At 45.5% G+C, this 23,473-nt stretch carries 34 protein-coding genes; 29 read left to right on the top strand and 5 right to left on the bottom strand.

The features are described 5' to 3' along the window. The first annotated feature begins 21 nt into the window (after positions 1-21). The 23 genes from rpsS to rplQ all read left to right on the top strand — a co-directional run bounded on the left by rpsS (position 22) and on the right by rplQ (position 10,945). A complete protein-coding gene (gene rpsS, locus IQP38_RS09140) occupies positions 22-300 on the top strand; it encodes a 30S ribosomal protein S19 (RefSeq protein ID WP_004394525.1) in 279 nt (92 codons plus the stop codon). A 10-nt stretch (positions 301-310) separates the two neighbouring features. Continuing rightward, positions 311-643 (top strand): 50S ribosomal protein L22, encoded by a 333-nt coding sequence (gene rplV / locus IQP38_RS09145; RefSeq protein ID WP_005383164.1) that lies wholly within the window; start codon positions 311-313, stop codon positions 641-643. Positions 644-661: 18 nt separating this feature from the next. Beyond that, entirely contained in the window at positions 662-1,360 is a 699-nt protein-coding gene (rpsC, locus tag IQP38_RS09150) for a 30S ribosomal protein S3 (RefSeq protein ID WP_005383161.1), read from the top strand. An 11-nt stretch (positions 1,361-1,371) separates the two neighbouring features. Further along, on the top strand, positions 1,372-1,782 hold the full coding sequence (gene rplP, locus IQP38_RS09155; RefSeq protein WP_005379577.1) for a 50S ribosomal protein L16: 411 nt from the start codon (positions 1,372-1,374) through the stop codon (positions 1,780-1,782). After that, a complete protein-coding gene (gene rpmC / locus IQP38_RS09160) occupies positions 1,782-1,973 on the top strand; it encodes a 50S ribosomal protein L29 (RefSeq protein WP_005379576.1) in 192 nt (63 codons plus the stop codon). The genes rplP and rpmC overlap by 1 nt, the downstream gene beginning before the upstream one ends. Next, positions 1,973-2,227 carry a 30S ribosomal protein S17 gene (gene rpsQ / locus IQP38_RS09165; RefSeq protein WP_005379575.1) on the top strand — a complete coding sequence of 85 codons (255 nt, stop codon included), beginning with the start codon at positions 1,973-1,975 and terminating at the stop codon, positions 2,225-2,227. Before rpmC ends, rpsQ begins: the two co-directional genes overlap by 1 nt. Before the next feature lie 162 nt (positions 2,228-2,389). Further along, positions 2,390-2,761, top strand: a complete 372-nt coding sequence (gene rplN / locus IQP38_RS09170) for a 50S ribosomal protein L14 (protein WP_004410450.1) — start codon at positions 2,390-2,392, stop codon at positions 2,759-2,761. 13 nt (positions 2,762-2,774) lie between these two features. Then, entirely contained in the window at positions 2,775-3,092 is a 318-nt protein-coding gene (rplX, locus tag IQP38_RS09175) for a 50S ribosomal protein L24 (protein WP_005379574.1), read from the top strand. Positions 3,093-3,115: 23 nt separating this feature from the next. After that, entirely contained in the window at positions 3,116-3,655 is a 540-nt protein-coding gene (rplE, locus tag IQP38_RS09180) for a 50S ribosomal protein L5 (RefSeq protein ID WP_005379573.1), read from the top strand. A 17-nt stretch (positions 3,656-3,672) separates the two neighbouring features. Further along, entirely contained in the window at positions 3,673-3,978 is a 306-nt protein-coding gene (gene rpsN, locus IQP38_RS09185) for a 30S ribosomal protein S14 (RefSeq protein WP_004410442.1), read from the top strand. Positions 3,979-4,007: 29 nt separating this feature from the next. Then, complete coding sequence (gene rpsH, locus IQP38_RS09190; protein WP_005379572.1) at positions 4,008-4,400, top strand: 30S ribosomal protein S8; 393 nt, start codon at positions 4,008-4,010, stop codon at positions 4,398-4,400. 13 nt (positions 4,401-4,413) lie between these two features. Continuing rightward, a complete protein-coding gene (gene rplF, locus IQP38_RS09195) occupies positions 4,414-4,947 on the top strand; it encodes a 50S ribosomal protein L6 (RefSeq protein ID WP_005379570.1) in 534 nt (177 codons plus the stop codon). Between the two features lie 9 nt (positions 4,948-4,956). Then, positions 4,957-5,310, top strand: a complete 354-nt coding sequence (rplR, locus tag IQP38_RS09200) for a 50S ribosomal protein L18 (RefSeq protein ID WP_005379568.1) — start codon at positions 4,957-4,959, stop codon at positions 5,308-5,310. 14 nt (positions 5,311-5,324) lie between these two features. Further along, positions 5,325-5,828 (top strand): 30S ribosomal protein S5, encoded by a 504-nt coding sequence (gene rpsE, locus IQP38_RS09205; protein WP_004745894.1) that lies wholly within the window; start codon positions 5,325-5,327, stop codon positions 5,826-5,828. A gap of 7 nt (positions 5,829-5,835) precedes the next feature. Then, the gene (gene rpmD, locus IQP38_RS09210; RefSeq protein WP_005379565.1) at positions 5,836-6,012 is read left to right on the top strand and encodes a 50S ribosomal protein L30; all 177 of its coding nucleotides are present in this window, start codon (positions 5,836-5,838) and stop codon (positions 6,010-6,012) included. A gap of 5 nt (positions 6,013-6,017) precedes the next feature. After that, the gene (rplO, locus tag IQP38_RS09215; protein ID WP_005379563.1) at positions 6,018-6,452 is read left to right on the top strand and encodes a 50S ribosomal protein L15; all 435 of its coding nucleotides are present in this window, start codon (positions 6,018-6,020) and stop codon (positions 6,450-6,452) included. 20 nt (positions 6,453-6,472) lie between these two features. Next, positions 6,473-7,807 (top strand): preprotein translocase subunit SecY, encoded by a 1,335-nt coding sequence (gene secY, locus IQP38_RS09220; protein WP_005379562.1) that lies wholly within the window; start codon positions 6,473-6,475, stop codon positions 7,805-7,807. A 38-nt stretch (positions 7,808-7,845) separates the two neighbouring features. Further along, on the top strand, positions 7,846-7,959 hold the full coding sequence (gene rpmJ, locus IQP38_RS09225) for a 50S ribosomal protein L36 (RefSeq protein ID WP_000868186.1): 114 nt from the start codon (positions 7,846-7,848) through the stop codon (positions 7,957-7,959). Positions 7,960-8,108: 149 nt separating this feature from the next. Next, positions 8,109-8,465, top strand: a complete 357-nt coding sequence (gene rpsM, locus IQP38_RS09230) for a 30S ribosomal protein S13 (protein ID WP_005383154.1) — start codon at positions 8,109-8,111, stop codon at positions 8,463-8,465. Positions 8,466-8,483: 18 nt separating this feature from the next. Further along, complete coding sequence (gene rpsK, locus IQP38_RS09235; protein ID WP_001118870.1) at positions 8,484-8,873, top strand: 30S ribosomal protein S11; 390 nt, start codon at positions 8,484-8,486, stop codon at positions 8,871-8,873. A 27-nt stretch (positions 8,874-8,900) separates the two neighbouring features. After that, positions 8,901-9,521, top strand: coding sequence for a 30S ribosomal protein S4 (rpsD, locus tag IQP38_RS09240; RefSeq protein ID WP_005383146.1), 621 nt, complete (start codon positions 8,901-8,903; stop codon positions 9,519-9,521). A gap of 24 nt (positions 9,522-9,545) precedes the next feature. Then, positions 9,546-10,538, top strand: coding sequence for a DNA-directed RNA polymerase subunit alpha (locus tag IQP38_RS09245; protein ID WP_005383143.1), 993 nt, complete (start codon positions 9,546-9,548; stop codon positions 10,536-10,538). 26 nt (positions 10,539-10,564) lie between these two features. Next, positions 10,565-10,945: a 50S ribosomal protein L17 gene (rplQ, locus tag IQP38_RS09250; protein ID WP_005383141.1), complete on the top strand. Its 381-nt coding sequence runs from the start codon at positions 10,565-10,567 to the stop codon at positions 10,943-10,945. A 135-nt stretch (positions 10,946-11,080) separates the two neighbouring features. Here rplQ and IQP38_RS09255 read toward each other — a convergent pair whose 3' ends face one another. Then, entirely contained in the window at positions 11,081-11,560 is a 480-nt protein-coding gene (locus tag IQP38_RS09255) for a DUF2780 domain-containing protein (protein ID WP_017820297.1), read from the bottom strand. Between the two features lie 153 nt (positions 11,561-11,713). After that, positions 11,714-12,334: an FKBP-type peptidyl-prolyl cis-trans isomerase gene (locus IQP38_RS09260; RefSeq protein ID WP_005383137.1), complete on the bottom strand. Its 621-nt coding sequence runs from the start codon at positions 12,332-12,334 to the stop codon at positions 11,714-11,716. 232 nt (positions 12,335-12,566) lie between these two features. Here IQP38_RS09260 and IQP38_RS09265 point away from each other — a divergent pair, with 232 nt between their 5' ends. After that, positions 12,567-13,163: a LysM-like peptidoglycan-binding domain-containing protein gene (locus tag IQP38_RS09265; RefSeq protein WP_193837530.1), complete on the top strand. Its 597-nt coding sequence runs from the start codon at positions 12,567-12,569 to the stop codon at positions 13,161-13,163. An 89-nt stretch (positions 13,164-13,252) separates the two neighbouring features. Here IQP38_RS09265 and IQP38_RS09270 read toward each other — a convergent pair whose 3' ends face one another. After that, positions 13,253-13,714, bottom strand: coding sequence for a GNAT family N-acetyltransferase (locus tag IQP38_RS09270; RefSeq protein ID WP_033906124.1), 462 nt, complete (start codon positions 13,712-13,714; stop codon positions 13,253-13,255). A 142-nt stretch (positions 13,715-13,856) separates the two neighbouring features. On the opposite strand from IQP38_RS09270, the gene dbpA reads away from it, so the two are divergent. Beyond that, positions 13,857-15,236: an ATP-dependent RNA helicase DbpA gene (gene dbpA, locus IQP38_RS09275; RefSeq protein ID WP_005379583.1), complete on the top strand. Its 1,380-nt coding sequence runs from the start codon at positions 13,857-13,859 to the stop codon at positions 15,234-15,236. Positions 15,237-15,290: 54 nt separating this feature from the next. On the opposite strand, the gene IQP38_RS09280 is transcribed toward dbpA, so the two are convergent. Both IQP38_RS09280 and cpdB read right to left on the bottom strand, forming a co-directional pair. Beyond that, a complete protein-coding gene (locus IQP38_RS09280; RefSeq protein WP_161441116.1) occupies positions 15,291-15,869 on the bottom strand; it encodes a Crp/Fnr family transcriptional regulator in 579 nt (192 codons plus the stop codon). Positions 15,870-15,966: 97 nt separating this feature from the next. Continuing rightward, positions 15,967-17,928, bottom strand: a complete 1,962-nt coding sequence (cpdB, locus tag IQP38_RS09285) for a 2',3'-cyclic-nucleotide 2'-phosphodiesterase (RefSeq protein ID WP_193837531.1) — start codon at positions 17,926-17,928, stop codon at positions 15,967-15,969. Positions 17,929-18,203: 275 nt separating this feature from the next. Here cpdB and cobA point away from each other — a divergent pair, with 275 nt between their 5' ends. The 4 genes from cobA (at position 18,204) to IQP38_RS09305 (ending at position 23,472) form a co-directional block, all read left to right on the top strand. Further along, entirely contained in the window at positions 18,204-19,079 is an 876-nt protein-coding gene (cobA, locus tag IQP38_RS09290; protein ID WP_031780800.1) for a uroporphyrinogen-III C-methyltransferase, read from the top strand. Positions 19,080-19,138: 59 nt separating this feature from the next. Continuing rightward, positions 19,139-20,047 (top strand): sulfate adenylyltransferase subunit CysD, encoded by a 909-nt coding sequence (gene cysD, locus IQP38_RS09295; RefSeq protein WP_005379592.1) that lies wholly within the window; start codon positions 19,139-19,141, stop codon positions 20,045-20,047. Between the two features lie 18 nt (positions 20,048-20,065). Continuing rightward, positions 20,066-21,496 carry a sulfate adenylyltransferase subunit CysN gene (cysN, locus tag IQP38_RS09300; RefSeq protein ID WP_017633444.1) on the top strand — a complete coding sequence of 477 codons (1,431 nt, stop codon included), beginning with the start codon at positions 20,066-20,068 and terminating at the stop codon, positions 21,494-21,496. A gap of 251 nt (positions 21,497-21,747) precedes the next feature. After that, on the top strand, positions 21,748-23,472 hold the full coding sequence (locus IQP38_RS09305) for an SLC13 family permease (protein WP_005379596.1): 1,725 nt from the start codon (positions 21,748-21,750) through the stop codon (positions 23,470-23,472). The last annotated feature ends 1 nt before the right edge of the window (position 23,473 follow it).

A 23,473-nucleotide genomic window follows, 5' to 3' on the forward strand; every position in this document is an offset into this window, starting at 1 on the left:
TCTATATAAAGAGGAATCGCCATGCCACGTTCTCTCAAGAAAGGTCCTTTTATTGACCTACACTTGCTGAAGAAGGTAGAGAAAGCGGTGGAAAGCGGAGACAAAAAGCCTATTAAGACTTGGTCCCGTCGTTCAATGATCATCCCTACGATGATCGGTTTGACCATCGCTGTCCATAATGGTCGTCAGCACGTACCAGTATTTGTAACTGATGAAATGATCGGTCACAAACTGGGTGAATTCGCACCAACACGTACTTACCGCGGTCACGCTGCGGATAAGAAAGCTAAGAAGCGCTAAGGAGTAGATAATGGAAGCAATTGCTAAACATAACTTTGCTCGCATTTCGCCTCAGAAAGCTCGCTTAGTTGCGGATCTAATCCGTGGTAAATCTGTTGACCAAGCTCTAGAAATCCTAACGTTCAGCAACAAAAAAGCTGCTGCACTAGTTAAGAAAGTTCTAGAGTCTGCTATCGCTAACGCGGAGCACAACGAAGGTGCAGATATTGACGATCTGAATGTCGCAAAAATCTTTGTAGATGAAGGCCCAACCATGAAGCGTATTATGCCTCGTGCTAAAGGTCGTGCGGATCGTATCTTGAAGCGTTCAAGCCACATCACTGTTGTTGTAGCAGATCGCTAGAGACTAGGAGAGTAAGCAATGGGTCAAAAAGTACATCCAAATGGTATTCGTCTAGGCATCGTTAAGCCTTGGAATGCTACATGGTTTGCTAACACCAAAGATTTCGCTGACAACCTAGACGGCGACTTCAAGGTACGTCAGTTCCTTACAAGTGAACTGAAAAAAGCGTCTCTATCACGTATCGTTATCGAGCGTCCTGCTAAGAGCATCCGTGTGACTATTCACACTGCTCGTCCAGGCGTTGTTATCGGTAAGAAAGGTGAAGACGTTGAGAAGCTACGCGCAGCTGTAGCTAAAATTGCAGGTGTACCAGCGCAAATTAACATCGCTGAAGTACGTAAGCCTGAACTAGATGCGCAACTTGTTGGTGACAGCATCGCGTCTCAGCTAGAGCGTCGTGTTATGTTCCGTCGTGCTATGAAGCGCGCAGTACAGAACGCAATGCGCCTAGGCGCTAAAGGTATCAAAGTGGAAGTAAGCGGTCGTCTAGGCGGCGCTGAAATCGCACGTTCAGAGTGGTACCGTGAAGGCCGTGTGCCTCTACACACTCTACGTGCTGACATTGATTACGCAACTTCTTCGGCTCACACTCAATACGGTGTGATCGGCATTAAAACTTGGATCTTCAAAGGTGAAATCCTAGGTGGTATGCCAGCAGCTAACGCTGTAGAGCCTAAAGGCGACAAGCCTAAGAAGCAGCGTAAAGGCCGTAAGTAAGGAGTCGACAGATGCTACAACCTAAACGTACTAAGTTCCGTAAGGTTCAGACTGGTCGTAACCGTGGTCTAGCTAAAGGTACTGATGTAAGCTTCGGCGAATTCGGTCTTAAAGCTGTTGGCCGTGGTCGTCTAACTGCTCGTCAAATCGAAGCGGCACGTCGTGCAATGACACGTCACGTTAAGCGTCAAGGTAAAATCTGGATCCGTGTGTTCCCAGACAAACCAATCACAGAAAAACCACTTGAAGTTCGTCAAGGTAAGGGTAAAGGTAACGTTGAGTACTGGGTAGCCCAAATCCAACCTGGTAAGGTTATGTACGAAATGGGTGGTGTACCTGAAGAATTGGCACGTGAAGCGTTCCGTCTTGCGGCACGTAAACTGCCTTTCAAAACTACATTTGTAACTAAGCAGGTGATGTGATGAAAGCACAAGATCTACGCGAGAAAAGCGTTGAAGAGCTTAACGCTGAGCTAATGAATTTGCTACGCGAACAGTTCAACTTGCGCATGCAAGCTGCGACTGGTCAACTACAGCAAACTCATACTCTGAAAGCTGTACGCCGTGATATCGCACGTGTGAAAACTGTTTTGACTGAGAAGGCAGGCGCATAATGAGCGAAGTAAAACGTACTCAACAAGGTCGTGTTGTTAGCGACAAGATGGACAAGTCTATCACTGTTGCTATCGAACGTTTCGTAAAACACCCAATCTACGGTAAATACGTAAAACGTACGACTAAAGTACACGCACATGACGAGAACAACGAGTGTGGCCTAGGCGACACAGTTGAAATCGCAGAGTGTCGTCCACTGTCTAAGACTAAGTCTTGGACTTTGGTAAAAGTTCTAGAAAAGGCGAAGATTTAATCTCGTTAATTCTATGAAACTAAAGCGGCTCCAAAATATTTTTGGAGCCGTTTATTTTTTGACTACCCAATCACAAAAAAGGGTGGTACAATTCGCGTCCCTTTTAAAGAGGCAGCCCGACCCGTGATGGGTCTAGTTATTAATATTTAGCGGAGCACTAACATGATCCAAATGCAAAGTATGCTGGACGCAGCTGATAACTCAGGCGCACGCAGCGTAATGTGTATTAAGGTTCTGGGTGGCTCTCACCGCCGTTATGCACATATCGGTGACGTCATCAAAGTTACTGTGAAGGAAGCAATCCCTCGCGGTAAAGTTAAAAAAGGTGATGTTCTGAAGGCGGTGGTAGTGCGCACCCGTAAAGGCGTACGTCGTCCTGACGGTTCTGTCATTCGCTTCGACCGAAATGCTTGCGTATTGCTAAACGACAATACTGAGCAACCAATCGGTACACGTATCTTTGGTCCTGTGACACGCGAACTTCGTGGCGATAAGTTCATGAAGATCGTTTCACTGGCTCCAGAAGTTCTGTAAGGAGCACGTAGAAATGGCAGCTAAAATCCGTCGTAATGACGAAGTAATCGTTCTTGCTGGTAAAGACAAAGGCAAGAAAGGTAAAGTAACTAAGGTTCTAGCAACTGGTAAAGTTATCGTTGAAGGTATCAACCTAGTTAAGAAACATCAGAAACCTGTTCCAGCTATGGGTATCCAAGGCGGTATCGTAGAGCAAGAAGCAGCTATCGACGTTTCTAACGTGGCTATCTTTAACGCAGCTACTGGTAAAGCTGACCGTATCGGTTTCCGTTTTGAAGACGGCAAAAAAGTTCGTTTCTTCAAGTCTAACGGCGAAACCGTTTCTAACTAATAGAAGTAATTTGGAGTTCTACTATGGCGAAACTGCATGATTACTACAAGTCGTCTGTAGTCGCTGAACTGACCAAACAGTTCGGTTACACAAGCGTCATGCAAGTCCCTAGAATCGAGAAAATCACCCTAAACATGGGTGTTGGTGAAGCAATCAACGATAAGAAACTGCTAGAAAATGCAGCGTCTGATATGGCAACGATCTCTGGTCAAAAGCCACTTATCACAAAAGCGCGCAAATCTGTTGCAGGTTTCAAAATCCGTGAAGGCTACCCTATCGGTTGTAAAGTAACCTTGCGTGGCGAACGTATGTGGGATTTTCTTGAGCGTTTAATTAACATCGCTCTTCCACGTGTACGTGACTTCCGTGGTGTTAGCGCTAAGTCTTTTGACGGTCGCGGTAACTACAGCATGGGCGTTCGCGAGCAAATCATCTTCCCGGAAATCGACTTTGATAAAGTTGATCGAGTACGCGGTCTAGACATCACTATTACGACGTCTGCTGGTACTGATGAGGAAGGCCGTGCTCTGCTGGCTGCCTTTAACTTCCCATTCCGTAAGTAAGGTGAAGGGTTACTGTTATGGCTAAAAATTCAATGAAAGCACGTGAAGCAAAACGTGCGAAGCTAGTAGCTAAGTTCGCTGAAAAGCGTGCAGCGCTAAAAGCTATCATCAGCGATGTAAACGCATCTGAAGAAGATCGTTGGAACGCGGTTCTTACACTGCAATCTCTTCCACGTGATTCAAGTGCATCACGTCAGCGCAACCGTTGCAACCAAACTGGTCGTCCACACGGTTACCTACGTAAGTTCGGTCTAAGCCGTATTAAGGTTCGTGAAGCTTGCATGAAAGGCGAGATTCCGGGTCTTCGTAAGGCTAGCTGGTAATTGCCACTTAATCATTTGGAGTAAATCATATGAGCATGCAAGATCCGATTTCGGATATGCTGACCCGCGTTCGTAACGGTCAGGCAGCAAACAAAGTTGCTGTAAAAATGCCTTCTTCAAAGCTTAAAGTTGCAATTGCTGCACTACTAAAAGCTGAAGGTTACATCGTTGACTTCGCTGTTGAAGGCGAAGCAAAACCTGAGCTAGAAGTTACACTTAAGTACTTCCAAGCTAAACCAGTAATCGAGCAACTTAAACGTGTTTCTCGTCCAGGTCTACGTGTTTACAAGAAGAAAGATGAACTTCCTTCTGTAATGGGTGGTCTTGGTATTGCTATCGTTTCTACTTCCAAGGGTCTTATGTCAGACCGCGCTGCACGTAAAGCAGGTCTTGGTGGTGAAATCATCGCTTACGTAGCTTAATAAGGAGTAGACTATGTCTCGTGTTGCAAAAGCACCTGTCGCTATTCCAGCTGGCGTAGAGGTGAAACTAAACGGCCAAGAAATCACTGTAAAAGGTGCGAAAGGCGAACTAACTCGCGTTCTTAACAACGCAGTTGTAATCGCTCAGGAAGAAAATAACCTGACTTTCGGTCCTAAAGAAGGTGTTGCTAACGCATGGGCTCAAGCAGGTACTGCTCGCGCTCTAGTTAACAACATGGTTGTTGGTGTTACTGAAGGCTTTACTAAGAAGCTAACTCTTAAAGGTGTAGGTTACCGTGCTGCTATCAAAGGCAACGCTGTAGGTCTAACATTAGGCTTCTCACACCCAGTTGAGCACGAGTTGCCAGCGGGTATTAAAGCTGAATGTCCAAGCCAAACTGAAATCGTGATCACTGGTGCTGACAAGCAACTAGTTGGTCAAGTTGCGGCTGACATTCGTTCTTACCGTGAGCCTGAGCCATACAAAGGCAAAGGTGTTCGTTACGCAGATGAAAATGTGCGTACTAAAGAAGCTAAGAAGAAGTAAGGTAACACTATGGATAAGAAAGCATCTCGCATCCGTCGTGCTACACGTGCACGTCGTAAGATTGCAGAACTGGGTGCGACTCGCCTAGTTGTACACCGTACTCCTCGTCACGTGTACGCACAGGTTATCGCGGCTAACGGCTCTGAGGTTATCGCAGCAGCTTCTACTGTAGAAAAAGCGATCCGTGAGCAAGTGAAATACACTGGTAACGTTGATGCAGCTAAAGCAGTGGGTAAAGCTATTGCTGAGCGCGCTCTAGAGAAGGGCGTAACTGCAGTTGCATTTGATCGTTCTGGTTTCCAATACCACGGTCGAGTAGCGGCGCTAGCAGAATCTGCTCGCGAAGCTGGTCTGAAATTCTAAGGTAGGGTTGGAAGATGGCTAAAGAACAACAAGTTCAAGCGAATGATTTGCAAGAAAAGCTAATCGCAGTTAACCGTGTTTCTAAAACGGTTAAAGGTGGTCGAATCATGAGCTTCACTGCACTAACAGTAGTTGGTGACGGTAACGGTCGTGTAGGTTTCGGTTACGGCAAAGCTCGTGAAGTACCTGCAGCGATTCAAAAAGCAATGGAAAAAGCGCGTCGTAACATGACTACGATCGCTCTAAACGAAGGCACTCTTCACCACCCAGTGAAAGGTCGCCATTCGGGCTCTAAAGTTTACATGCAGCCTGCTGCAGAAGGTACTGGTGTTATCGCAGGTGGTGCGATGCGTGCAGTACTGGAAGTTGCTGGTGTACACAACGTACTATCTAAAGCGTACGGTTCTACGAACCCTATCAACATCGTTCGTGCAACGATCGATGCACTAGGTAGCATGAAGTCACCAGAAATGGTTGCTGCTAAACGTGGTCTAACTGTTGAATCTATTTCGGAGTAAGAACACCATGGCAACTATTAAAGTAACTCAAACTAAAAGCTCAATTGGTCGTCTGCCAAAGCACAAAGCTACTTTGCGCGGTCTAGGTCTTCGTAAAATCAACCACACAGTAGAACTTGAAGATACTCCGTGTATTCGCGGTATGATCAACAAGGTTTACTACATGGTTAAAGTTGAGGAGTAATCAGAATGCGTTTGAATACTCTAGCACCGGCTGCTGGCGCGAAAACTTCTGCGAAGCGAGTAGGTCGTGGTATCGGTTCAGGCCTAGGTAAAACTGGTGGCCGTGGTCACAAAGGTCAAAAATCACGTTCTGGCGGCAGTGTTCGTCCAGGTTTCGAAGGCGGTCAGATGCCTCTGAAACAACGTCTACCAAAATTCGGTTTCACTTCTCGTAAGAGCCTAGTGTCTGCTGAAGTTCGTCTAGCTGAGCTAGCGAAAGTTTCTGGTGACGTAGTTGATCTAAACAGTCTTAAAGCTGCTAACATCGTCACTAAGAACATCGAATTTGTAAAAGTTGTTCTTTCTGGTGAAATCAACAAAGCAGTGACTGTTAAAGGTCTACGTGTGACTAAAGGCGCTAAAGCTGCAATCGAAGCTGCAGGCGGTAAAATCGAGGAATAATCTCGAGGAACGAGGTACAGATGGCTAAGAAACCAGGACAAGATTTTCGTAGTGCTCAGAGCGGCTTAAGTGAACTAAAGTCGCGCTTGTTATTCGTAATTGGTGCACTTTTAGTATTCCGAGCCGGCTCTTTTGTGCCGATTCCTGGTATTGACGCTGCTGTACTTGCCGATTTGTTCGAACAGCAAAAAGGTACCATCGTTGAAATGTTTAACATGTTCTCCGGTGGTGCTCTTGAGCGTGCATCTATATTAGCATTGGGCATCATGCCGTATATTTCGGCATCTATTGTTGTCCAATTGCTAACTGTAGTTCATCCAGCGTTAGCTGAACTCAAAAAAGAGGGTGAAGCAGGCCGTCGTAAGATAAGCCAATACACACGCTACGGCACGCTTGTACTTGCAACCTTCCAAGCTATAGGTATTGCAACTGGCCTACCAAACATGGTCGACAATCTGGTTGTTATCAACCAAACCATGTTTACGCTAATTGCTACCGTAAGTTTAGTAACCGGTACCATGTTCTTGATGTGGTTAGGTGAACAAATTACAGAGCGCGGAATTGGTAACGGTATTTCGATACTGATTTTTGCAGGTATTGTTGCTGGATTGCCTTCTGCAATCGGTCAAACAATCGAGCAAGCGCGTCAAGGTGAATTGCATGTACTTCTTCTGTTGCTAATCGCGGTATTAGCTTTTGCAGTAATTTACTTCGTTGTTTTCATGGAACGTGGTCAACGCCGAATCGTCGTTAACTATGCGAAACGTCAACAAGGTCGTAAAGTATTTGCTGCGCAAAGCTCGCATTTGCCTCTTAAAATTAACATGGCAGGTGTAATTCCAGCGATTTTTGCATCAAGTATTATCTTGTTCCCAGGAACATTGGCTCAGTGGTTTGGTCAAAACGGTGAGAGCAGCGCGTTCGGTTGGTTAACTGACGTGTCTTTGGCTCTTAGCCCAGGTCAACCGTTGTATGTAATGCTTTATGCAGCAGCAATTATCTTCTTCTGTTTCTTCTACACGGCGTTGGTTTTCAACCCGCGTGAAACAGCAGATAACTTGAAGAAGTCTGGTGCATTCGTACCCGGTATCCGCCCAGGTGAGCAGACAGCGAAATACATTGATAAAGTAATGACACGTTTAACCCTTGCTGGTGCACTGTACATTACCTTTATCTGTCTGATTCCCGAGTTCATGATGGTCGCGTGGAACGTACGTTTCTACTTCGGCGGTACATCGCTACTAATCGTAGTTGTTGTAATTATGGACTTTATGGCACAGGTACAGACTCATCTGATGTCTCAACAGTATGATTCTGTGTTGAAGAAAGCGAATCTGAAAGGCTACGGCCGTTAATCCGGCGGTAGACTCAGTTTCATTTACGGAGTTTAGCAATGAAAGTTCGTGCTTCCGTTAAAAAAATCTGCCGTAACTGTAAAGTAATCAAGCGTAACGGTGTCGTTCGCGTGATTTGCAGTGAGCCAAAGCACAAACAGCGCCAAGGCTAATTAGCAGAAATTTTTACTTGAAAATGAAGGTTGGGTCGAGTATATTCCTCGGCCTACCTTTTGCGTGCAAAAGAAGTAGTATTCCGCAGCGTATCCATAACGGGCTTTGCTGCGGCTAATTCTTTTATAGAAACACTTAGGAGTGAATAATGGCCCGTATAGCAGGCATTAACATTCCTGATCAGAAACATGCAGTAATCGCTCTAACAGCGATCTACGGCATCGGTAAAACTCGCTCTCAAGCTATCCTAGCTGAAGTGGGTATTGCTGAAAATGTTAAGATCAGTGAACTAACTGAAGAGCAGATCGATCAACTGCGTGATGGTGTAGCTAAGTACACTGTAGAAGGTGATCTACGTCGTGAAGTATCTATGAACATCAAGCGTCTTATGGACCTTGGCTGTTACCGTGGTCTTCGTCATCGTCGCAGTCTACCACTACGTGGACAGCGTACTAAAACCAACGCTCGCACCCGTAAGGGTCCGCGTAAGCCGATCAAGAAATAATCGGGAAGGTAGAGTACAATGGCTAAACAACCAACTCGCGCTCGTAAGCGCGTACGCAAGCAAGTTGCAGATGGCGTTGCGCACATCCATGCTTCTTTCAATAACACAATCGTAACCATTACTGACCGTCAAGGTAACGCTCTTGCATGGGCTACTGCAGGTGGTTCTGGTTTCCGTGGTTCTCGTAAGTCTACTCCGTTCGCTGCACAGGTTGCTGCTGAGCGTTGTGCTGAAATGGCTAAAGAATACGGCCTAAAGAACTTGGAAGTTATGGTTAAGGGTCCTGGTCCAGGTCGCGAATCTACTGTTCGTGCACTAAACGCCGCTGGTTTCCGCATCACAAACATCGTTGATGCTACACCAATCCCTCATAACGGTTGTCGTCCACCTAAGAAACGTCGCGTATAACGTTTCTAGGACAATTGGAGAAGAATCATGGCAAGATATTTGGGTCCTAAGCTGAAGCTTAGCCGTCGTGAAGGCACTGACTTATTCCTTAAGTCTGGTGTTCGCGCGATCGATACCAAGTGTAAAATTGATAACGCACCAGGTGTACACGGCGCTCGTCGCGGTCGTCTATCTGAGTATGGCGTTCAGCTTCGTGAGAAGCAAAAAGTACGTCGTATGTACGGCGTTCTAGAAAAACAATTCCGTAACTACTACAAAGAAGCTGCTCGCCTAAAAGGCAACACTGGTGAAAACCTACTTCAGCTTCTTGAAGGTCGTCTTGATAACGTAGTTTACCGCATGGGCTTTGGCGCAACTCGCGCAGAAGCACGTCAGCTAGTTAGCCACAAAGCTATCCTAGTAAACGGTAAAGTTGTAAACGTTCCTTCTTTCAAAGTAGCGGCTAATGACGTTGTTTCTATTCGCGAGAAAGCTAAACAGCAAGCTCGTATCAAAGCAGCTCTAGAAGTTGCTGAACAACGTGAAAAACCAACTTGGATTGAAGTAGATGGTGGCAAGATGGAAGGTACATTCAAGCGTATGCCTGAGCGTTCTGATCTATCAGCTGACATCAACGAACAATTGATCGTCGAGCTTTACTCTAAGTAAGGTTTAAACTAAAGAGAGGACACAATGCAGGGTTCTGTAACAGAATTTCTTAAGCCACGTCTAGTTGACATCGAACAAATCAGCTCGACTCACGCAAAAGTAACTCTTGAGCCATTAGAGCGTGGCTTTGGTCATACTCTGGGTAATGCACTTCGCCGCATCCTTCTATCTTCTATGCCAGGTTGTGCTGTAACAGAAGTAGAAATTGAAGGCGTACTTCATGAGTACAGCACGAAAGAAGGCGTTCAAGAAGATATTCTTGAAATTCTTCTAAACCTTAAAGGTTTGGCTGTGCGCGTTGCCGAAGGCAAAGATGAAGTGTTCATTACTTTGAACAAATCAGGCTCGGGCCCTGTGGTTGCAGGTGACATCACCCATGATGGTGATGTAGAGATCGCTAACCCTGAACACGTAATTTGTCACCTGACGGATGACAACGCTGAGATCGCAATGCGTATCAAAGTTGAACGTGGTCGTGGTTATGTTCCAGCTTCTGCGCGTATCCATAACGAAGAAGACGAGCGTCCTATCGGTCGCCTACTAGTAGATGCTACTTACAGCCCAGTAGACAAAATTGCCTACGCTGTAGAAGCAGCTCGTGTAGAACAGCGTACTGATCTAGACAAGCTTGTTATCGATATGGAAACAAACGGTACTCTAGAACCTGAGGAAGCAATCCGTCGTGCAGCTACAATCCTAGCTGAACAATTGGATGCATTCGTAGATCTTCGTGATGTACGAGTTCCTGAGGAGAAGGAAGAGAAGCCAGAATTCGATCCGATCCTACTGCGTCCTGTAGACGATCTTGAACTAACAGTTCGCTCTGCTAACTGTTTGAAAGCAGAAGCGATTCACTACATCGGTGATCTAGTACAACGTACTGAGGTTGAGCTACTTAAAACGCCTAACCTTGGTAAAAAATCTCTTACTGAGATTAAAGACGTACTTGCGTCACGTGGTCTGTCTCTGGGCATGCGCCTAGAAAACTGGCCACCTGCATCAATCGCTGAAGATTAATCGATACTAGTTAGAAGGATTAGGTCATGCGCCATCGTAAGAGTGGTCGTCAACTCAACCGCAACAGCTCACATCGCAAAGCGATGTTCAGCAACATGGCTAGCTCTCTAGTACGTCATGAAGTTATCAAGACTACTTTGCCAAAAGCAAAAGAGCTACGTCGCGTAGTTGAGCCTTTGATTACACTAGCTAAGACTGACAGTGTTGCTAACCGTCGTCTAGCATTTGCACGTACTCGTGACAACGAAGTAGTTGCAAAACTATTTAACGAACTAGGTCCACGTTTTGCTGCTCGTCAGGGCGGTTACACTCGTATCCTAAAAGCTGGCTTCCGTGCTGGTGATAAAGCTCCAATGGCTTACATTGAGCTTGTAGATCGCCCAGCTGCTGAAGAAGCTGCTGAGTAATCAGTTCGTAAGAACGAGAAAGCCGAGCATTAGCTCGGCTTTTTTGTATCTGTAATTCAGTAAACCTTTATATCCAGCCTGCATTTATTTCAACCCATGCAGACTGGCAATTTAAAAAGTGATTATCACTTACGCTTATTTACTAGTATTCCACAACCCGCCCAACGAACTTAGAAGCCCTTCGCTAGCGCCTTGCTTGTTCAAGTAATCCAAGATGACTGGAGCAAACTGACTGATCATAGATGGGTCTAAACCTAACGTATCGAATGCACTTTTGACTGCACTGATATTCTCAATATTTCCTAGTAAGCTTTGTGCTCCTTGCAAGTTTGAAAGTCCAGGAATCAAAGACTGTAATTCACTACTATTTTCTTGCGAAAGCTGGCTTTGAGCCAAAGCGAGTAGCGCACCACTGCCTCCGGCTGCTTGCTCAGTGGATACTGGTAATTGGCTAGTTAGCATGTCTGTTAATGGAGATGACTCGGTGTTCAAGCTGCTGCCGACCATGTCCATCAGGCCACTTTCTTTACTTTTTTGAGTGACTGAATCTAAGAATGCGTGCGCACTACCAATGTTGATTGATAGGAGTGCTAGAGTTAGGAGTGTTTTACGCATAGTACCTCCAAAGGTTGAGCGTTTTTTAAAAGTGATTTTATTTTTAAAGGCTATCAGAGTGAAAGGTTCAGAGGTGAGAAAGTCTATTCAGTTTAGACAAAAAAACGGCGCTAGTGCGCCGTTTTATTTAATCATAATTGAAAATGGTTTCAATTAGATAATATCTAATAGTTCTACTTCGAAAACTAAAGCTGCAAATGGAGGGATAGCCGCACCAGCGCCACGCTCACCGTACGCAAGATCTTGTGGTACGTATAGCTTCCACTTAGAGCCAACAGGCATTAGTTGTAGTGCCTCTACCCAACCTTTGATTACACCTGTAACAGGGAATTCAGCAGGTTGACCGCGAGATACAGAGCTATCGAATACAGTACCGTCAGTTAGCTCACCGTGGTAGTGAACGCGAACTGAGCTTTCTGCTGTAGGAACTGCACCAGTACCTTCAGAAATGATTTCGTACTGAAGACCAGAGTCTAGAACGTTAACTTCAGGTCGTAGAGCGTTGTCTTTTAGGAACGCTTCGCCTTCTGCTGCCGCAATTTTTGCTGCTTCTTGGCGAGCTGTTTCTGCACGAGTGTGAAGTTCTTGTAGTGCTTTGTTGATTTCATCAATTTCGATTGATGGCATGTCACCAGTTAGTGCTGTTGCAATACCTGCTGCGATAGCATCAACGCTAAGACCTTCAAGACCAGAGCCTGCAAGTTGCTGACCCATTTGCAGACCAATGCCGTAGCTTGCTTTTTGTTCTGCAGTTTCAAATTTAATTTCAGACATGAATGTCGCTCTTATTAGGAGTGATAAAGGTAACAGGATATCAGTTTCGAGCTTAGGTTTAAATGATTGCGACTGAATGCTTAATTGAGGCGACCAGGTTGTGACTTATCTCTTACTCCAAGTGAAATTTCTGCTAATTTAATCCCAATTCCATTTTAGTTTGGTGAAAAACATATACTCTCCGCGTCGGTATTTTTATACTGGCCGTAGAAGTATTAAGGGACTCATTACAATGAATCGTCGCAGAAAGAAAAAGCAGCAAGTCGACTATGTCGAGTTGGTTAAACAAAAATTCGCTGCTATCGACTGGAAGCAGCCGTTCAACAAAGAGCAATGGTTGGAGCGTATACAGCCTGTTAAGCAGTTTTGGTTGCGCCTGCCTAAATTTCATCAGCGTGCTTTGATGGTCTTAGTGCCATTGATTCTGGTACTCCTTGTTATTCCTTTGCCGAATAAAACAGACCAGCCAGTTGCGCAGACTGAGGTCGATCATCAACGCGTAGCGATTGAGCTGAACGCGCAGAGTTTAAGCCAGCAGAGAACCTCTCAGAACTCTGGACCGAAATCTGAAGACTGGAAAGAGTACACGGTTAAAAATGGTGATACATTAGCGCAGGTTTTCAGAAGTAATCAGCTCTCTATGGCGGATCTTAGCGCTCTAGTCAAAATAGAAGGCAGTGATAAGCCGCTAAGCCAAATAAAGCAGGGACAGTTGATTCGCTTTAAGCTTAGTGACGAAGGCGAGTTAGATATGCTACAGCTGGAAAAAAGCGGGCGGTCCGTTATGTTTTTCCGTTTATCGGATGGGTCCTTTGGGCGTAACAAGTAAACGCTTCAAATGAAAAGACGCGAATATCGCGTCTTTTTAGTCGGTTTTTCATAGCGATTAGTTTTCATAGTAACCAATCGAATTGAAGCTTATAGCGCTACGGATTCTTTCCGCATATCCACATGAGGGATACCATCTTCAAGATAGCACTCTGAGATAACCTTGAATCCATGACTTGCATAAAACTGGATGAGGTGTTCTTGAGCACCTATATCTATTGTCTGTCCTGGCCATAATGTTTCGCATTGTGCCAAGGCCTTGTCCAATAACTTATGGCCTAAGCCACCGCCTCGCGCGGTCTGCTTTGTCACCACTCGACCAATACTCACATTGTCATACGAGGTGCCTGCGGGCAGTAATCGTGCGCAAGCAACCAGTTCATCACCGTGATAGCCTATTAGATGATAAACGCCTTCCAGTGTGTCCTTACCATCAAGTTCAGGGTAAGGGCAGGTTTGTTCAACAACGAATACATCCACACGCAATTTCATCATTTCATACAGCTGTGTGGTTGTTAGCTGAGCAAAGGGCAAAGTAATCCAAGTGAGCATGTTGTTATCCGTAATGAGAATAGAGTGACTGACTTTACTTTGTTTTGAGCTCATACTCATTAACAAAGGTTAATTAGCACTGGTTTTCCCACCAAATCTGGTGATAATGTGCCCTCTTTCCATCTCACCTGAGGATATCCCCGTGAGCAAACAAACATTCGATCAAGTTGGGCTGAACCCAGCGTTACTCGCCACACTTGATTCCCTGAACTATACCCACATGACGCCAATTCAAGCTTTGAGCTTGCCTGCAATCCTAAAACATCGTGATGTCATCGGGCAGGGTAAAACGGGCTCAGGTAAAACCGCTGCATTTGGTTTAGGGGTTTTATCGAACCTCAACGTCAAACGCTTTCGTGTCCAGTCATTAGTATTGTGTCCAACACGTGAGCTTGCAGACCAAGTAGCGAAGGAAATTCGTACTTTAGGTCGCGGCATTCATAATATTAAAGTGCTTACTCTCTGCGGTGGGATGCCAATGGGGCCACAAATTGGTTCGCTGGAGCATGGTGCGCATATCCTAGTTGGTACACCTGGTCGTATTTTGGATCACCTTGAGAAAGGCCGAATTGATCTTAGCGAACTGAATACCTTGGTGCTAGATGAAGCTGATCGCATGTTGGACATGGGTTTCCAAGACGCATTAGATGCAATCATCGATGCAGCGCCAAAGCAGCGCCAAACTCTACTTTTCAGTGCTACTTTTCCAGAGAAAATTGAGCAAATTGCGCAGCGTATAATGCAGACACCGGAAGTGATTAAGGTGGAATCGACGCATGATACCTCAAGCATTGCGCAGTACTTCTATAAAGTTGAAGGCTCGGAAGCACGTGATGAAGCATTGGCGAATTTGCTGCTGACTCACCAACCAGAGTCCGCGGTGGTTTTTTGTAATACCAAAAAAGAAGTTCAAAGTGTCGCAGATGAGTTGCATCACAAAGGATTCAGCGTTATCGATATCCATGGGGACTTAGAGCAGCGTGAACGCGACCAAGCATTGGTGCAGTTTGCTAACAAGAGTGTGTCTATCCTTGTTGCAACAGACGTTGCGGCGCGTGGTTTGGACGTTGATAATCTTGATGCTGTCTTTAACTTTGAGCTATCGCGCGATCCTGAGGTTCATGTGCACCGTATTGGTCGTACAGGTCGTGCGGGTAGTAAAGGTTTAGCGTTCAGCTTTTTTGGTGAGAAAGACGGTTTACGTGTAGCTCGTATTGAAGAATACCTAGAGATGGACGTGGTACCAGCAACATTGCCTGCCAAATCAAATCAGCAGCCATACCAAGCGAAGATGGTGACGATTAACATTGATGGCGGTAAGAAACAGAAAGTACGACCGGGTGATATTTTAGGTTGTTTGACAGGAAAAAATGGTATTCCAGGCTCTCAAGTCGGAAAGATTCACCTGTTCCCTGTACGCGCTTATGTTGCCGTCGAAAAGTCTGTGGCTAAAAAGGCTCTACAGACCATTAGTAACGGCAAGATGAAAGGGCGCCAATTCCGGGCGCGAATTCTTAAATAGCTCAAATAGCAGAGAAAAAGCTCTTCGTTTGAAGAGCTTTTTTCTTTTTTGAGTTTATTTGAGAGTGTGATCTTTGGTTAAGCGCGCTTTGATTCGGCTCAAACTGATTGGCGTAATGCCGAGGTAGGCCGCAATTTGACTATCGGTAATACGTTGCTTTAAATCTGGGTAATGAGCGCAAAATAATTGATATCGTTCTTCTGGAGAGTAGAGCAACATAAAGCGTTCTTTGTTCTCTTTATTAACCAGTTGGTTTTCGAGTAGCTTTAAGTAAATGGCGTGCTTTTCTGCTCGCCAGTGATGCAACGTTTCAATTGGCAAGCAAAATAGCTGACAAGCGCTCAGCGTTTCCAATAAGTAAGGCGAAGGTTGGTCCTTTATTATGCTCTCAAACCCGATAACCCAGTCCTTCTCCCAATAAAATTCTTTACTGAATTCTTTGCCGTGCTCAGTAAGATAGCTTGCGTGGCATAACCCCTCAATGATGAAGTAAAGGTGTGAGCTAAACTCCCCTTGGTGATCAAGAATGTGGCGTGTAGGCAGTTCGAGCAACTCACCATTTTCAATAAGTTGGTTTGCTTCTGTCTCTAAAAAGCCATGTTTGACTAAGTCTGAAAAAAGATCGCTGTGCATGTGATAACTCAGAAACGGTTTTCTTTATTTTAACGGGTTTTATTGATAACAAAAAAGCGGCTCATGAGAGCCGCTTAGTGTTGCTGTCAAATCAACCTTATTTATTCAGATCGATTTGATAAATTGCGAAACCAATGTCGTCTGTTGACACGCGTTTCATTGGGTATTGTCCTTTCTCTTTGATGAACTGCGCCGCTTTATCGCTAGGGGAGGTTTCGAAACGAATATCTAGCTTGTTATCGGACTTAATCGGTGCGAAAGACCAGTTGTTGTCAGCGCTTGGTGTCACTTCTCCTTTTTCTTCACTCACGCGAGAAATATAAGTGGCGACGACAGAGCGGTTTTCATCTGGTGCGTCAAACGCAATGAAATCTGGGCCTGTACCAGGGAAAGTATTGCTATAAGCACGGTAGTTATTGGTTGCGATGATGAAATCTTGCTTCGGATTGACAGGCTTACCATTGAACGTCAGATTCACAATACGCTGAGAATCTGGATTAATCACTTTACAATCCGCATCGTACTTCGGCGGTTGGGTAACGTCGATTTGGTAGTTAACCCCATCAATAACATCGAAGTTGTACGTACGGAAATTATCCCAATCAATCAAAGATTGCGGTTTAGGATTGTTGATGTCGATGTGGTTGAATTGACCCGCACTGCACTCTAGCCATTCGCGAACTTCTTTACCTTTCACTTTCATCGCAACCAAGGTGTTTGGATATAAGTAAAGATCGGCCGCATTACGGAAGGTGAGCTGACCGGATTCTACTTCTGTAAAGTTATTCGGATCGTTCTTACGACCGCCGACTTTAAATGGTGCTGCCGCACTCAGTACTGGAATGTCAGAAAGGTCTGGGTCGCCTTGAATAAAGCGTTCTACGTAGTCTTTCTGAGCAAGGTTAACGATTTGAATGGTGGGGTCGTCCTGCACTAATGCCAAGAAGCTGTACATGACATCATTTGCTTTGCCGATTGGTTGGTTTACAAATTCACGAGTGCCTTTGTGATCTTCTTCTAACGCTTTCACAATATCTGCATCGGCTTTAGCTAATGACTTCTTATTTACTTTATCGAAGATAGGGCGTGCTTCTGCTTGGCCTTCGACGACTTGCCATCTGCCGTCTTTCTCTTTCAGCATCAAATCCATCACACCTACGTGACTTCCCCAGCGGCCCGGCATCACGGACGTTACACCATTGATGGTCCCTTTATCTATATCAACACCAGGTAGGTTTGCGAAGTCTTTCCCTGGGAAGACGGCGTGAGAGTGGCCAAAAGCAATCGCATCAATACCTTCAACTTCTGTGAGGTAGTAAACAGAGTTTTCAGCGCCTAGTTTGTATGGATCAGTAGAAATGCCCGAGTGTGGAATCGCCACAATCACGTCTGCGCCTTCTTTCTTCATTTGAGGAATCAGTTTCTCTGCTGTTTCCTTAATGTCTTTAGCAAAGACTTTGCCTTCTAAGTTCTTCTTATCCCATACCATAATTTGTGGTGGTACAAAGCCGATGTAACCCACTTTTATTTGATGCGCTTCGCCGTCTGTGTCTTTAAATGTGTGAGTTTTGATGAGGTAAGGCTTGAAGTAATGCTCACCGGTTTGTTTATCAAATACGTTTGCATTGATGTAAGGGAAGTTTGCCCCCTTCAACGTCGTTTGTAGGAAATCTAAGCCATAGTTGAACTCATGATTGCCAATGTTGCCCACATCGTAGTCTAGCTTGTTCATCGCTTTGTAGACTGGGTGCACGTCGCCGGGATTAATCCCCTTTGCTGCCATGTAATCGCCCATTGGGCTGCCCTGAATTAAATCACCGTTATCTACTAGTACCGTGTTTTCTGCCTCGGACTTAGCTTGTTTCACTATTGTCGCAGCGCGACTTAAACCGATTTGCTGTGATGGTTGGTCTTTGTAGTAATCGTAATCCATCACGTTGGTGTGAATGTCGGTGGTTTCGATAATACGAAGCTTGATGGTATCGGCCATTGCTGGGCCAGCAAGCGTTAGCATGCCACTTAAAACTGCGAGGGAAATAGGATGAACTGCCACTTTCATTTGGTGCTCCAATTCAATGATAAGGGGAAATCGTACTGCGTAATGTATCAAATACAGGTGCAACTCGATGATAAAGATACAGAAAACTGTGAACATTAATCAGTTTACTGAACCTTATTCATATTAACCGCCGACTTTTTCACGCTTTTGAATGAGACCAAACAAAAACTTCTTAGCAGATTTTTGAATAAAAAATGAAATTTTAGAATTTCAGGTAATATAAACGCCCCGCCATAATGCTTGCATAACGATATCAATGGACGATGAGCAAGCACATGGCAACGAACGATTCAGTCACTTCTTTCCCTAAACCAAAGCCCCGGTTAGTTTCTGACAACCCAGTCGCTGGTGTTACTCGTTTTGCAAAGCAATCGCTACAGCCTGGTGAAGTCGCCTTAGTAGGTGCAGGACCAGGCGATCCTGAACTTCTGACGGTGAAAGCACTGAACTGCTTGCAGCAAGCTGATGTGGTTTTGTACGACTACTTGGTGTCTGAAGAAATCATGGCATTGATTCCAAGCGATACGATTTTGGTGTGCGTTGGGAAGCGAGCTGGGCATCACAGTGTGCCGCAGGAGAAGACGAATCAGCTTTTGGTGGATTTTGCCAAGCAGGGCTACAAAGTAGTGCGCATTAAAGGTGGGGATCCGTTTGTATTCGGTCGTGGTGGTGAAGAGTTAGAAGTGCTTGCTGATGCCGGCGTTCGTTTTCAAGTTGTCCCTGGCATTACCGCAGCAGCTGGCGCAACCGCTTATGCTGGTATTCCACTGACTCATCGTGATTATGCGCAATCGGCCATCTTTGTGACTGGCCACTTGAAAGAAGAAAGTGATGAGATGGATTGGTCCACGTTGGCGCGTGGGAATCAGACTTTAGTGATCTACATGGGGCTGATGAAATCACACTATATTCAGAATCAACTCATTAAGCATGGTCGTTCAGCGTCGACTCCGATTGCCATTATTGAGCGTGGCACGCAGATTCAACAAAAAGTATTTACGGGAGAACTCTCCCAACTCTCTGATTTATCGAAGGAAGCACAGTCGCCATCTTTGATTGTTGTCGGAGAGGTAGTGCGACTGTCTCAAAAGTTAGACTGGTTTTTGTCTAGTACTGAATTCAACAAAAGTGCTATTGCCAACTCCATATAATTTCAGACCAAAGATTAGAGACGTAATGCGCCTTCAAGCTTAAAAAGGAAATACAAAACATGGACCAACAACGTTTAACTCACCTTAAACAACTCGAAGCGGAGAGTATCCACATCATCCGTGAAGTTGCGGCTGAGTTTGATAACCCAGTCATGATGTATTCGATTGGTAAAGACTCATCAGTGATGCTGCACCTTGCGCGTAAAGCTTTTTACCCAGGTAAGATTCCATTTCCATTGCTGCATGTTGACACCGATTGGAAGTTCCGCGAGATGATTGAATTTCGTGATCGCACCGCGGCCAAATACGGTTTTGAGCTTTTGGTACATAAGAATCCAGAAGGTCTAGCCATGGGCTGTAGCCCGTTTGTTCATGGTTCTTCTAAGCACACTGACATCATGAAGACTCAAGGCTTAAAACAAGCGCTGAACAAGTACGGTTTTGATGCTGCCTTTGGTGGTGCGCGCCGCGACGAAGAGAAATCACGGGCGAAAGAGCGCGTGTATTCATTCCGCGATAAGAACCATACATGGGACCCTAAAAACCAACGTCCTGAGCTATGGAAGACGTACAACGGTCAGGTTAATAAGGGTGAGAGCATTCGTGTATTCCCACTGTCTAACTGGACTGAGCTTGATATCTGGCAATACATCTATTTAGAAAACATCGAGATCGTGCCGCTTTACCTCGCGGACAAACGCCCAGTTGTTGAACGCGATGGCATGCTGATCATGGTGGATGATGATCGTATGGAGCTTCAACCGGGTGAAGTGATTGAAGAGAAGAGCGTGCGCTTCCGTACCCTTGGTTGTTATCCATTGACCGGGGCCATCGAGTCTGAAGCAAACACTTTAACTGGCATTATCGAAGAGATGCTGGTGGCAACGTCGAGTGAGCGCCAAGGCCGAGCGATCGACCACGATCAGTCAGGATCGATGGAGCTTAAGAAACGTCAAGGTTACTTCTAAAGGATCTAAGGAAAGATAATGAACAGTGCAGTTGAAGCTCAATTAGCCGAGCTTGGTATCGAAGGCTATTTAACACAACACCAGTACAAGTCGTTACTTAGATTCTTGACTTGTGGCTCGGTGGATGACGGTAAAAGTACATTAATCGGTCGCTTACTCCATGACTCAAAACAAATTTATGAAGATCAGCTAGCGGCAGTGCATTCAGACAGCCAACGTGTGGGTACCACGGGTGAAAAGCCCGACCTTGCGTTGTTGGTCGATGGCTTACAAGCTGAGCGAGAGCAGGGGATCACGATTGATGTGGCTTACCGCTATTTCTCGACGCAGAAACGTAAATTCATCATTGCAGATACTCCTGGACACGAGCAGTACACACGTAACATGGCTACAGGCGCATCGACATGTGACTTAGCTGTGATTCTGGTTGATGCACGTAAGGGCATTCTCGATCAAACTCGTCGTCACTCTTTCATTTCCAACCTGTTGGGTTTGAAGCACTTTGTTGTGGCGATCAACAAGATGGACTTAGTGGATTACTCCCAAGAGCGCTTTGAAGAGATCCGCGACGAGTATTTGAAGTTCTCTGAGAATCTGACAGGGGATATTGATATTCAAATCATCCCGATCTCAGCGCTTGAAGGGGACAATGTGGTGGATAAAGGCCAAAACCTGACTTGGTTTAAAGGCCCATCATTGCTTGAGCTTCTTGAAACGGTCGATGTGGATCAAGAAAAAGGCGCGGGTGAATTCCGCTTCCCTGTGCAATACGTTAATCGTCCTAACCTCGATTTCCGTGGTTTTGCGGGGACCATTTCTTCTGGTTCGATCAAAGTCGGTGATGCCATTAAAGCATTGCCATCGGGTAAAACGTCAACAGTGGCACGTATTGTGACCTTTGATGGTGATATCGAAGAAGCTCGTGCCGGATTAGCTGTCACTCTGACGCTAAGCGATGAGATCGATATTAGCCGTGGCGATTTGATTGTTCTAGATAATGCTCAAGTGGAAACCACAAACCATTTGCTTGCCGATGTGGTGTGGATGACAGAGCAACCCCTGCAACCGGGTCGTGACTATGACATCAAAATCGCAGGTAAGAAAACCGTAGGTCATGTTGAAGCGATTCGTCATCAATATGACATTAATAATCTCTCGACTCATAGCTCGGCAGAGCTGCCATTGAATGGTATTGGTTTGTGTGAATGGTCTCTTAATGAGTCAGTTGCGCTGGACAATTATCAAGACTGTGCAGATACCGGTGGCTTTATCATTATCGATCGTCTGACAAACGTGACGGTTGGTGCCGGCATGGTTAAAGAGAGCCTCGCCGTGGTTGAGCGCGATTTGACGGACATCTCTGCGTTTGAAGTTGAGCTTAATGCGCTTGTCCGTAAACACTTCCCACACTGGGAAGCAAAAGACGTCAGCCAGTTTCTGAAAAAGTAACTGGCTTACCCAAGTACGATAATTTCAGGCTCTGTCTGCTGTTGTACTTGGGGCGTCGCTACCTAACTGAATTGCGAAATGTCGTTAGGTATTCTCCTAATACCAGAATGCTTCGGTGGAGCCCAAGAAAACCGAGCATTCTGATGTTCTTTTCGCTTGCGCTGATTTTTGTCTGTTTACTCGTTTGTCGGTGTTTCATGGATAAATGAGTCGTTGTTGTGCCCTTTGGGGCTATTTGGTAAGGAAAGGCTATGTGGGAACAAGGGTTTGTGTTAGCGATTTTGCTTGGCATTATCACTTGCTTGCTTGTCACGAAAATTAAGCCTAGTTACGTCTTTGCGGGTGCCGCTTTTATTGCATTCATGGCTGGGATGATGGATTCAGCCACTATCGCATCCAATTTTACCAACTCTTCATTGTTAACCCTGGTTCTATTGATTCTTGCATCCTGTGCTCTAGAAAAAACACTGCTGATCAGTTGGGTGAGCCGAAGTATCTCTGAGGGCCAGTTAGGCAGCGTGATTGCTAAGCTCGGTGTGTCGACCGCCTTGCTTTCTTCATTTACGAATAATACCGCTGTGGTTGTCTCATTGATTGGGGCGATTAAGCGTAATCAGCAGCATGCACCTTCGAAATTACTTATTCCCTTGTCTTACGCCGCCATTTTTGGTGGCACGTTAACTTTGATTGGTACGTCGACTAACTTAATCATCAACAGCTTTGTCGAAGACGCAGGCTTACCGAGCCTGAGCTTTTTTACACCCACGATGATAGGTTTGGCTGTGCTGGTGGGAGGGATGCTGATTCTTATCCCGCTCAGCTACTTGCTACCGAATTATGATGATCAAAACCAAGAAGATTTACCTTACTTTCTTGAGTCTCGCGTTGAGCCAGGCTCACCGTTAGTTGGGCGTACGATCAGCGAGAATAATTTACGTGCGCTGCGCAAACTGTTTCTTGCAGAAGTGGTGCGCGATGGTGTTACTGTTTCTTCTGTGGGACCGGATTTTGTGCTCAATGCAAAAGACCGCCTGTTATTTTGTGGCGATGTTGAGAGCGTCGCGACCCTGCAAGAAATTCCGGGCCTCAAGTTGTTTGGTCAGCAGCACTTAAATGGGCAAAACTTTATCGAAGTTGTGGTGAGCTCGTCGGCGACGTTTTGCTACAAAACCCTCAAAGAGAGCCGATTCCGCGACCGATTCGATGCCGTTGTTGTGGCGATTCGCCGAGGCCACGAACGCCTAGAAGGTGGCTTGGGTAGCATTACCTTAGCGCCAGGGGACACGTTAGTTCTGGTTCCAGGCAAGCGTTTTGAGTCTGAACGCCGAGCTCATCGTAAAGAGTTTGTTTTAGTGCATGACTTGGACTCTAGCGCTCGGCTTGATACTAATAAGTCTTCCATTGTATTACTGGGCTTTGCAGCCGTAATTGGATGCGCTCTATTAGAGTTAGTACCGATTATTAAAGGTCTAGCTGCGTACCTTATCGCGCTTATTGCGTTTGGTATTGTGCAGATTTCAGAACTGCGCCGCCGTTTTCCGATCGATATCGTCGTGATTGTCGGTTCCGCTTTGTCTATTGCTCAACTGATGATCTCTTCTGGATTGTCAGAAAGAATGGGAGTGATGTTTATTGAAGCGTTTAATGGCTGGGGAGTATTTGGTGCCTTGGTGGCGACTTATATCATGACATTGGTACTCACTGAATTGGTGACAAACAATGCCGCGGCTGCGCTTTCTTTTCCTATCGGCTATAGCATGGCGGTGGGTTATGGCGTGGATCCGATGCCATTCATCATGGCGGTTTTGTTCGGCGCGAGTGCGAGCTTTATCTCTCCCTACGGTTACCAAACTAACCTGCTGGTGTACAGCGTAGGAAATTACAAATTGACCGACTACGTGAGAATTGGAGTGCCAATTTCGATTGTGTACTCTGTATTAGTACTTACTTTGATCCCGGTCTTTTTCCCGTTTTAAT

The sequence above is a fragment of the Vibrio sp. OPT41 genome, from assembly GCF_015163595.1.
Classification (GTDB): domain Bacteria; phylum Pseudomonadota; class Gammaproteobacteria; order Enterobacterales; family Vibrionaceae; genus Vibrio; species Vibrio alginolyticus.

Excerpts from the sequence above, each read along its gene's own strand:
- rpmJ (WP_000868186.1), top strand. The coding sequence starts at position 7,846 with ATGAAAGTTCGTGCTTCCGTTAAAAAAATCTGCCGTAACTGTAAAGTA.
- rplX (WP_005379574.1), top strand. The coding sequence starts at position 2,775 with ATGGCAGCTAAAATCCGTCGTAATGACGAAGTAATCGTTCTTGCTGGT.
- rplN (WP_004410450.1), top strand. The coding sequence starts at position 2,390 with ATGATCCAAATGCAAAGTATGCTGGACGCAGCTGATAACTCAGGCGCA.
- cysN (WP_017633444.1), top strand. The coding sequence starts at position 20,066 with ATGAACAGTGCAGTTGAAGCTCAATTAGCCGAGCTTGGTATCGAAGGC.
- IQP38_RS09280 (WP_161441116.1), bottom strand. The coding sequence starts at position 15,869 with ATGCACAGCGATCTTTTTTCAGACTTAGTCAAACATGGCTTTTTAGAG.
- rpsN (WP_004410442.1), top strand. The coding sequence starts at position 3,673 with ATGGCTAAAAATTCAATGAAAGCACGTGAAGCAAAACGTGCGAAGCTA.
- IQP38_RS09245 (WP_005383143.1), top strand. The coding sequence starts at position 9,546 with ATGCAGGGTTCTGTAACAGAATTTCTTAAGCCACGTCTAGTTGACATC.
- rplV (WP_005383164.1), top strand. The coding sequence starts at position 311 with ATGGAAGCAATTGCTAAACATAACTTTGCTCGCATTTCGCCTCAGAAA.
- rplR (WP_005379568.1), top strand. The coding sequence starts at position 4,957 with ATGGATAAGAAAGCATCTCGCATCCGTCGTGCTACACGTGCACGTCGT.
- rplE (WP_005379573.1), top strand. The coding sequence starts at position 3,116 with ATGGCGAAACTGCATGATTACTACAAGTCGTCTGTAGTCGCTGAACTG.
- secY (WP_005379562.1), top strand. The coding sequence starts at position 6,473 with ATGGCTAAGAAACCAGGACAAGATTTTCGTAGTGCTCAGAGCGGCTTA.
- rplQ (WP_005383141.1), top strand. The coding sequence starts at position 10,565 with ATGCGCCATCGTAAGAGTGGTCGTCAACTCAACCGCAACAGCTCACAT.
- rpsM (WP_005383154.1), top strand. The coding sequence starts at position 8,109 with ATGGCCCGTATAGCAGGCATTAACATTCCTGATCAGAAACATGCAGTA.
- cobA (WP_031780800.1), top strand. The coding sequence starts at position 18,204 with ATGGCAACGAACGATTCAGTCACTTCTTTCCCTAAACCAAAGCCCCGG.
- rpsH (WP_005379572.1), top strand. The coding sequence starts at position 4,008 with ATGAGCATGCAAGATCCGATTTCGGATATGCTGACCCGCGTTCGTAAC.
- cysD (WP_005379592.1), top strand. The coding sequence starts at position 19,139 with ATGGACCAACAACGTTTAACTCACCTTAAACAACTCGAAGCGGAGAGT.
- rplF (WP_005379570.1), top strand. The coding sequence starts at position 4,414 with ATGTCTCGTGTTGCAAAAGCACCTGTCGCTATTCCAGCTGGCGTAGAG.
- rpsD (WP_005383146.1), top strand. The coding sequence starts at position 8,901 with ATGGCAAGATATTTGGGTCCTAAGCTGAAGCTTAGCCGTCGTGAAGGC.
- rpsC (WP_005383161.1), top strand. The coding sequence starts at position 662 with ATGGGTCAAAAAGTACATCCAAATGGTATTCGTCTAGGCATCGTTAAG.
- cpdB (WP_193837531.1), bottom strand. The coding sequence starts at position 17,928 with ATGAAAGTGGCAGTTCATCCTATTTCCCTCGCAGTTTTAAGTGGCATG.
- rpsK (WP_001118870.1), top strand. The coding sequence starts at position 8,484 with ATGGCTAAACAACCAACTCGCGCTCGTAAGCGCGTACGCAAGCAAGTT.
- rpsS (WP_004394525.1), top strand. The coding sequence starts at position 22 with ATGCCACGTTCTCTCAAGAAAGGTCCTTTTATTGACCTACACTTGCTG.
- IQP38_RS09260 (WP_005383137.1), bottom strand. The coding sequence starts at position 12,334 with ATGTCTGAAATTAAATTTGAAACTGCAGAACAAAAAGCAAGCTACGGC.
- rplO (WP_005379563.1), top strand. The coding sequence starts at position 6,018 with ATGCGTTTGAATACTCTAGCACCGGCTGCTGGCGCGAAAACTTCTGCG.
- IQP38_RS09265 (WP_193837530.1), top strand. The coding sequence starts at position 12,567 with ATGAATCGTCGCAGAAAGAAAAAGCAGCAAGTCGACTATGTCGAGTTG.
- rpsQ (WP_005379575.1), top strand. The coding sequence starts at position 1,973 with ATGAGCGAAGTAAAACGTACTCAACAAGGTCGTGTTGTTAGCGACAAG.
- IQP38_RS09305 (WP_005379596.1), top strand. The coding sequence starts at position 21,748 with ATGTGGGAACAAGGGTTTGTGTTAGCGATTTTGCTTGGCATTATCACT.
- rpmD (WP_005379565.1), top strand. The coding sequence starts at position 5,836 with ATGGCAACTATTAAAGTAACTCAAACTAAAAGCTCAATTGGTCGTCTG.
- IQP38_RS09255 (WP_017820297.1), bottom strand. The coding sequence starts at position 11,560 with ATGCGTAAAACACTCCTAACTCTAGCACTCCTATCAATCAACATTGGT.
- rpsE (WP_004745894.1), top strand. The coding sequence starts at position 5,325 with ATGGCTAAAGAACAACAAGTTCAAGCGAATGATTTGCAAGAAAAGCTA.
- rplP (WP_005379577.1), top strand. The coding sequence starts at position 1,372 with ATGCTACAACCTAAACGTACTAAGTTCCGTAAGGTTCAGACTGGTCGT.
- rpmC (WP_005379576.1), top strand. The coding sequence starts at position 1,782 with ATGAAAGCACAAGATCTACGCGAGAAAAGCGTTGAAGAGCTTAACGCT.
- IQP38_RS09270 (WP_033906124.1), bottom strand. The coding sequence starts at position 13,714 with ATGCTCACTTGGATTACTTTGCCCTTTGCTCAGCTAACAACCACACAG.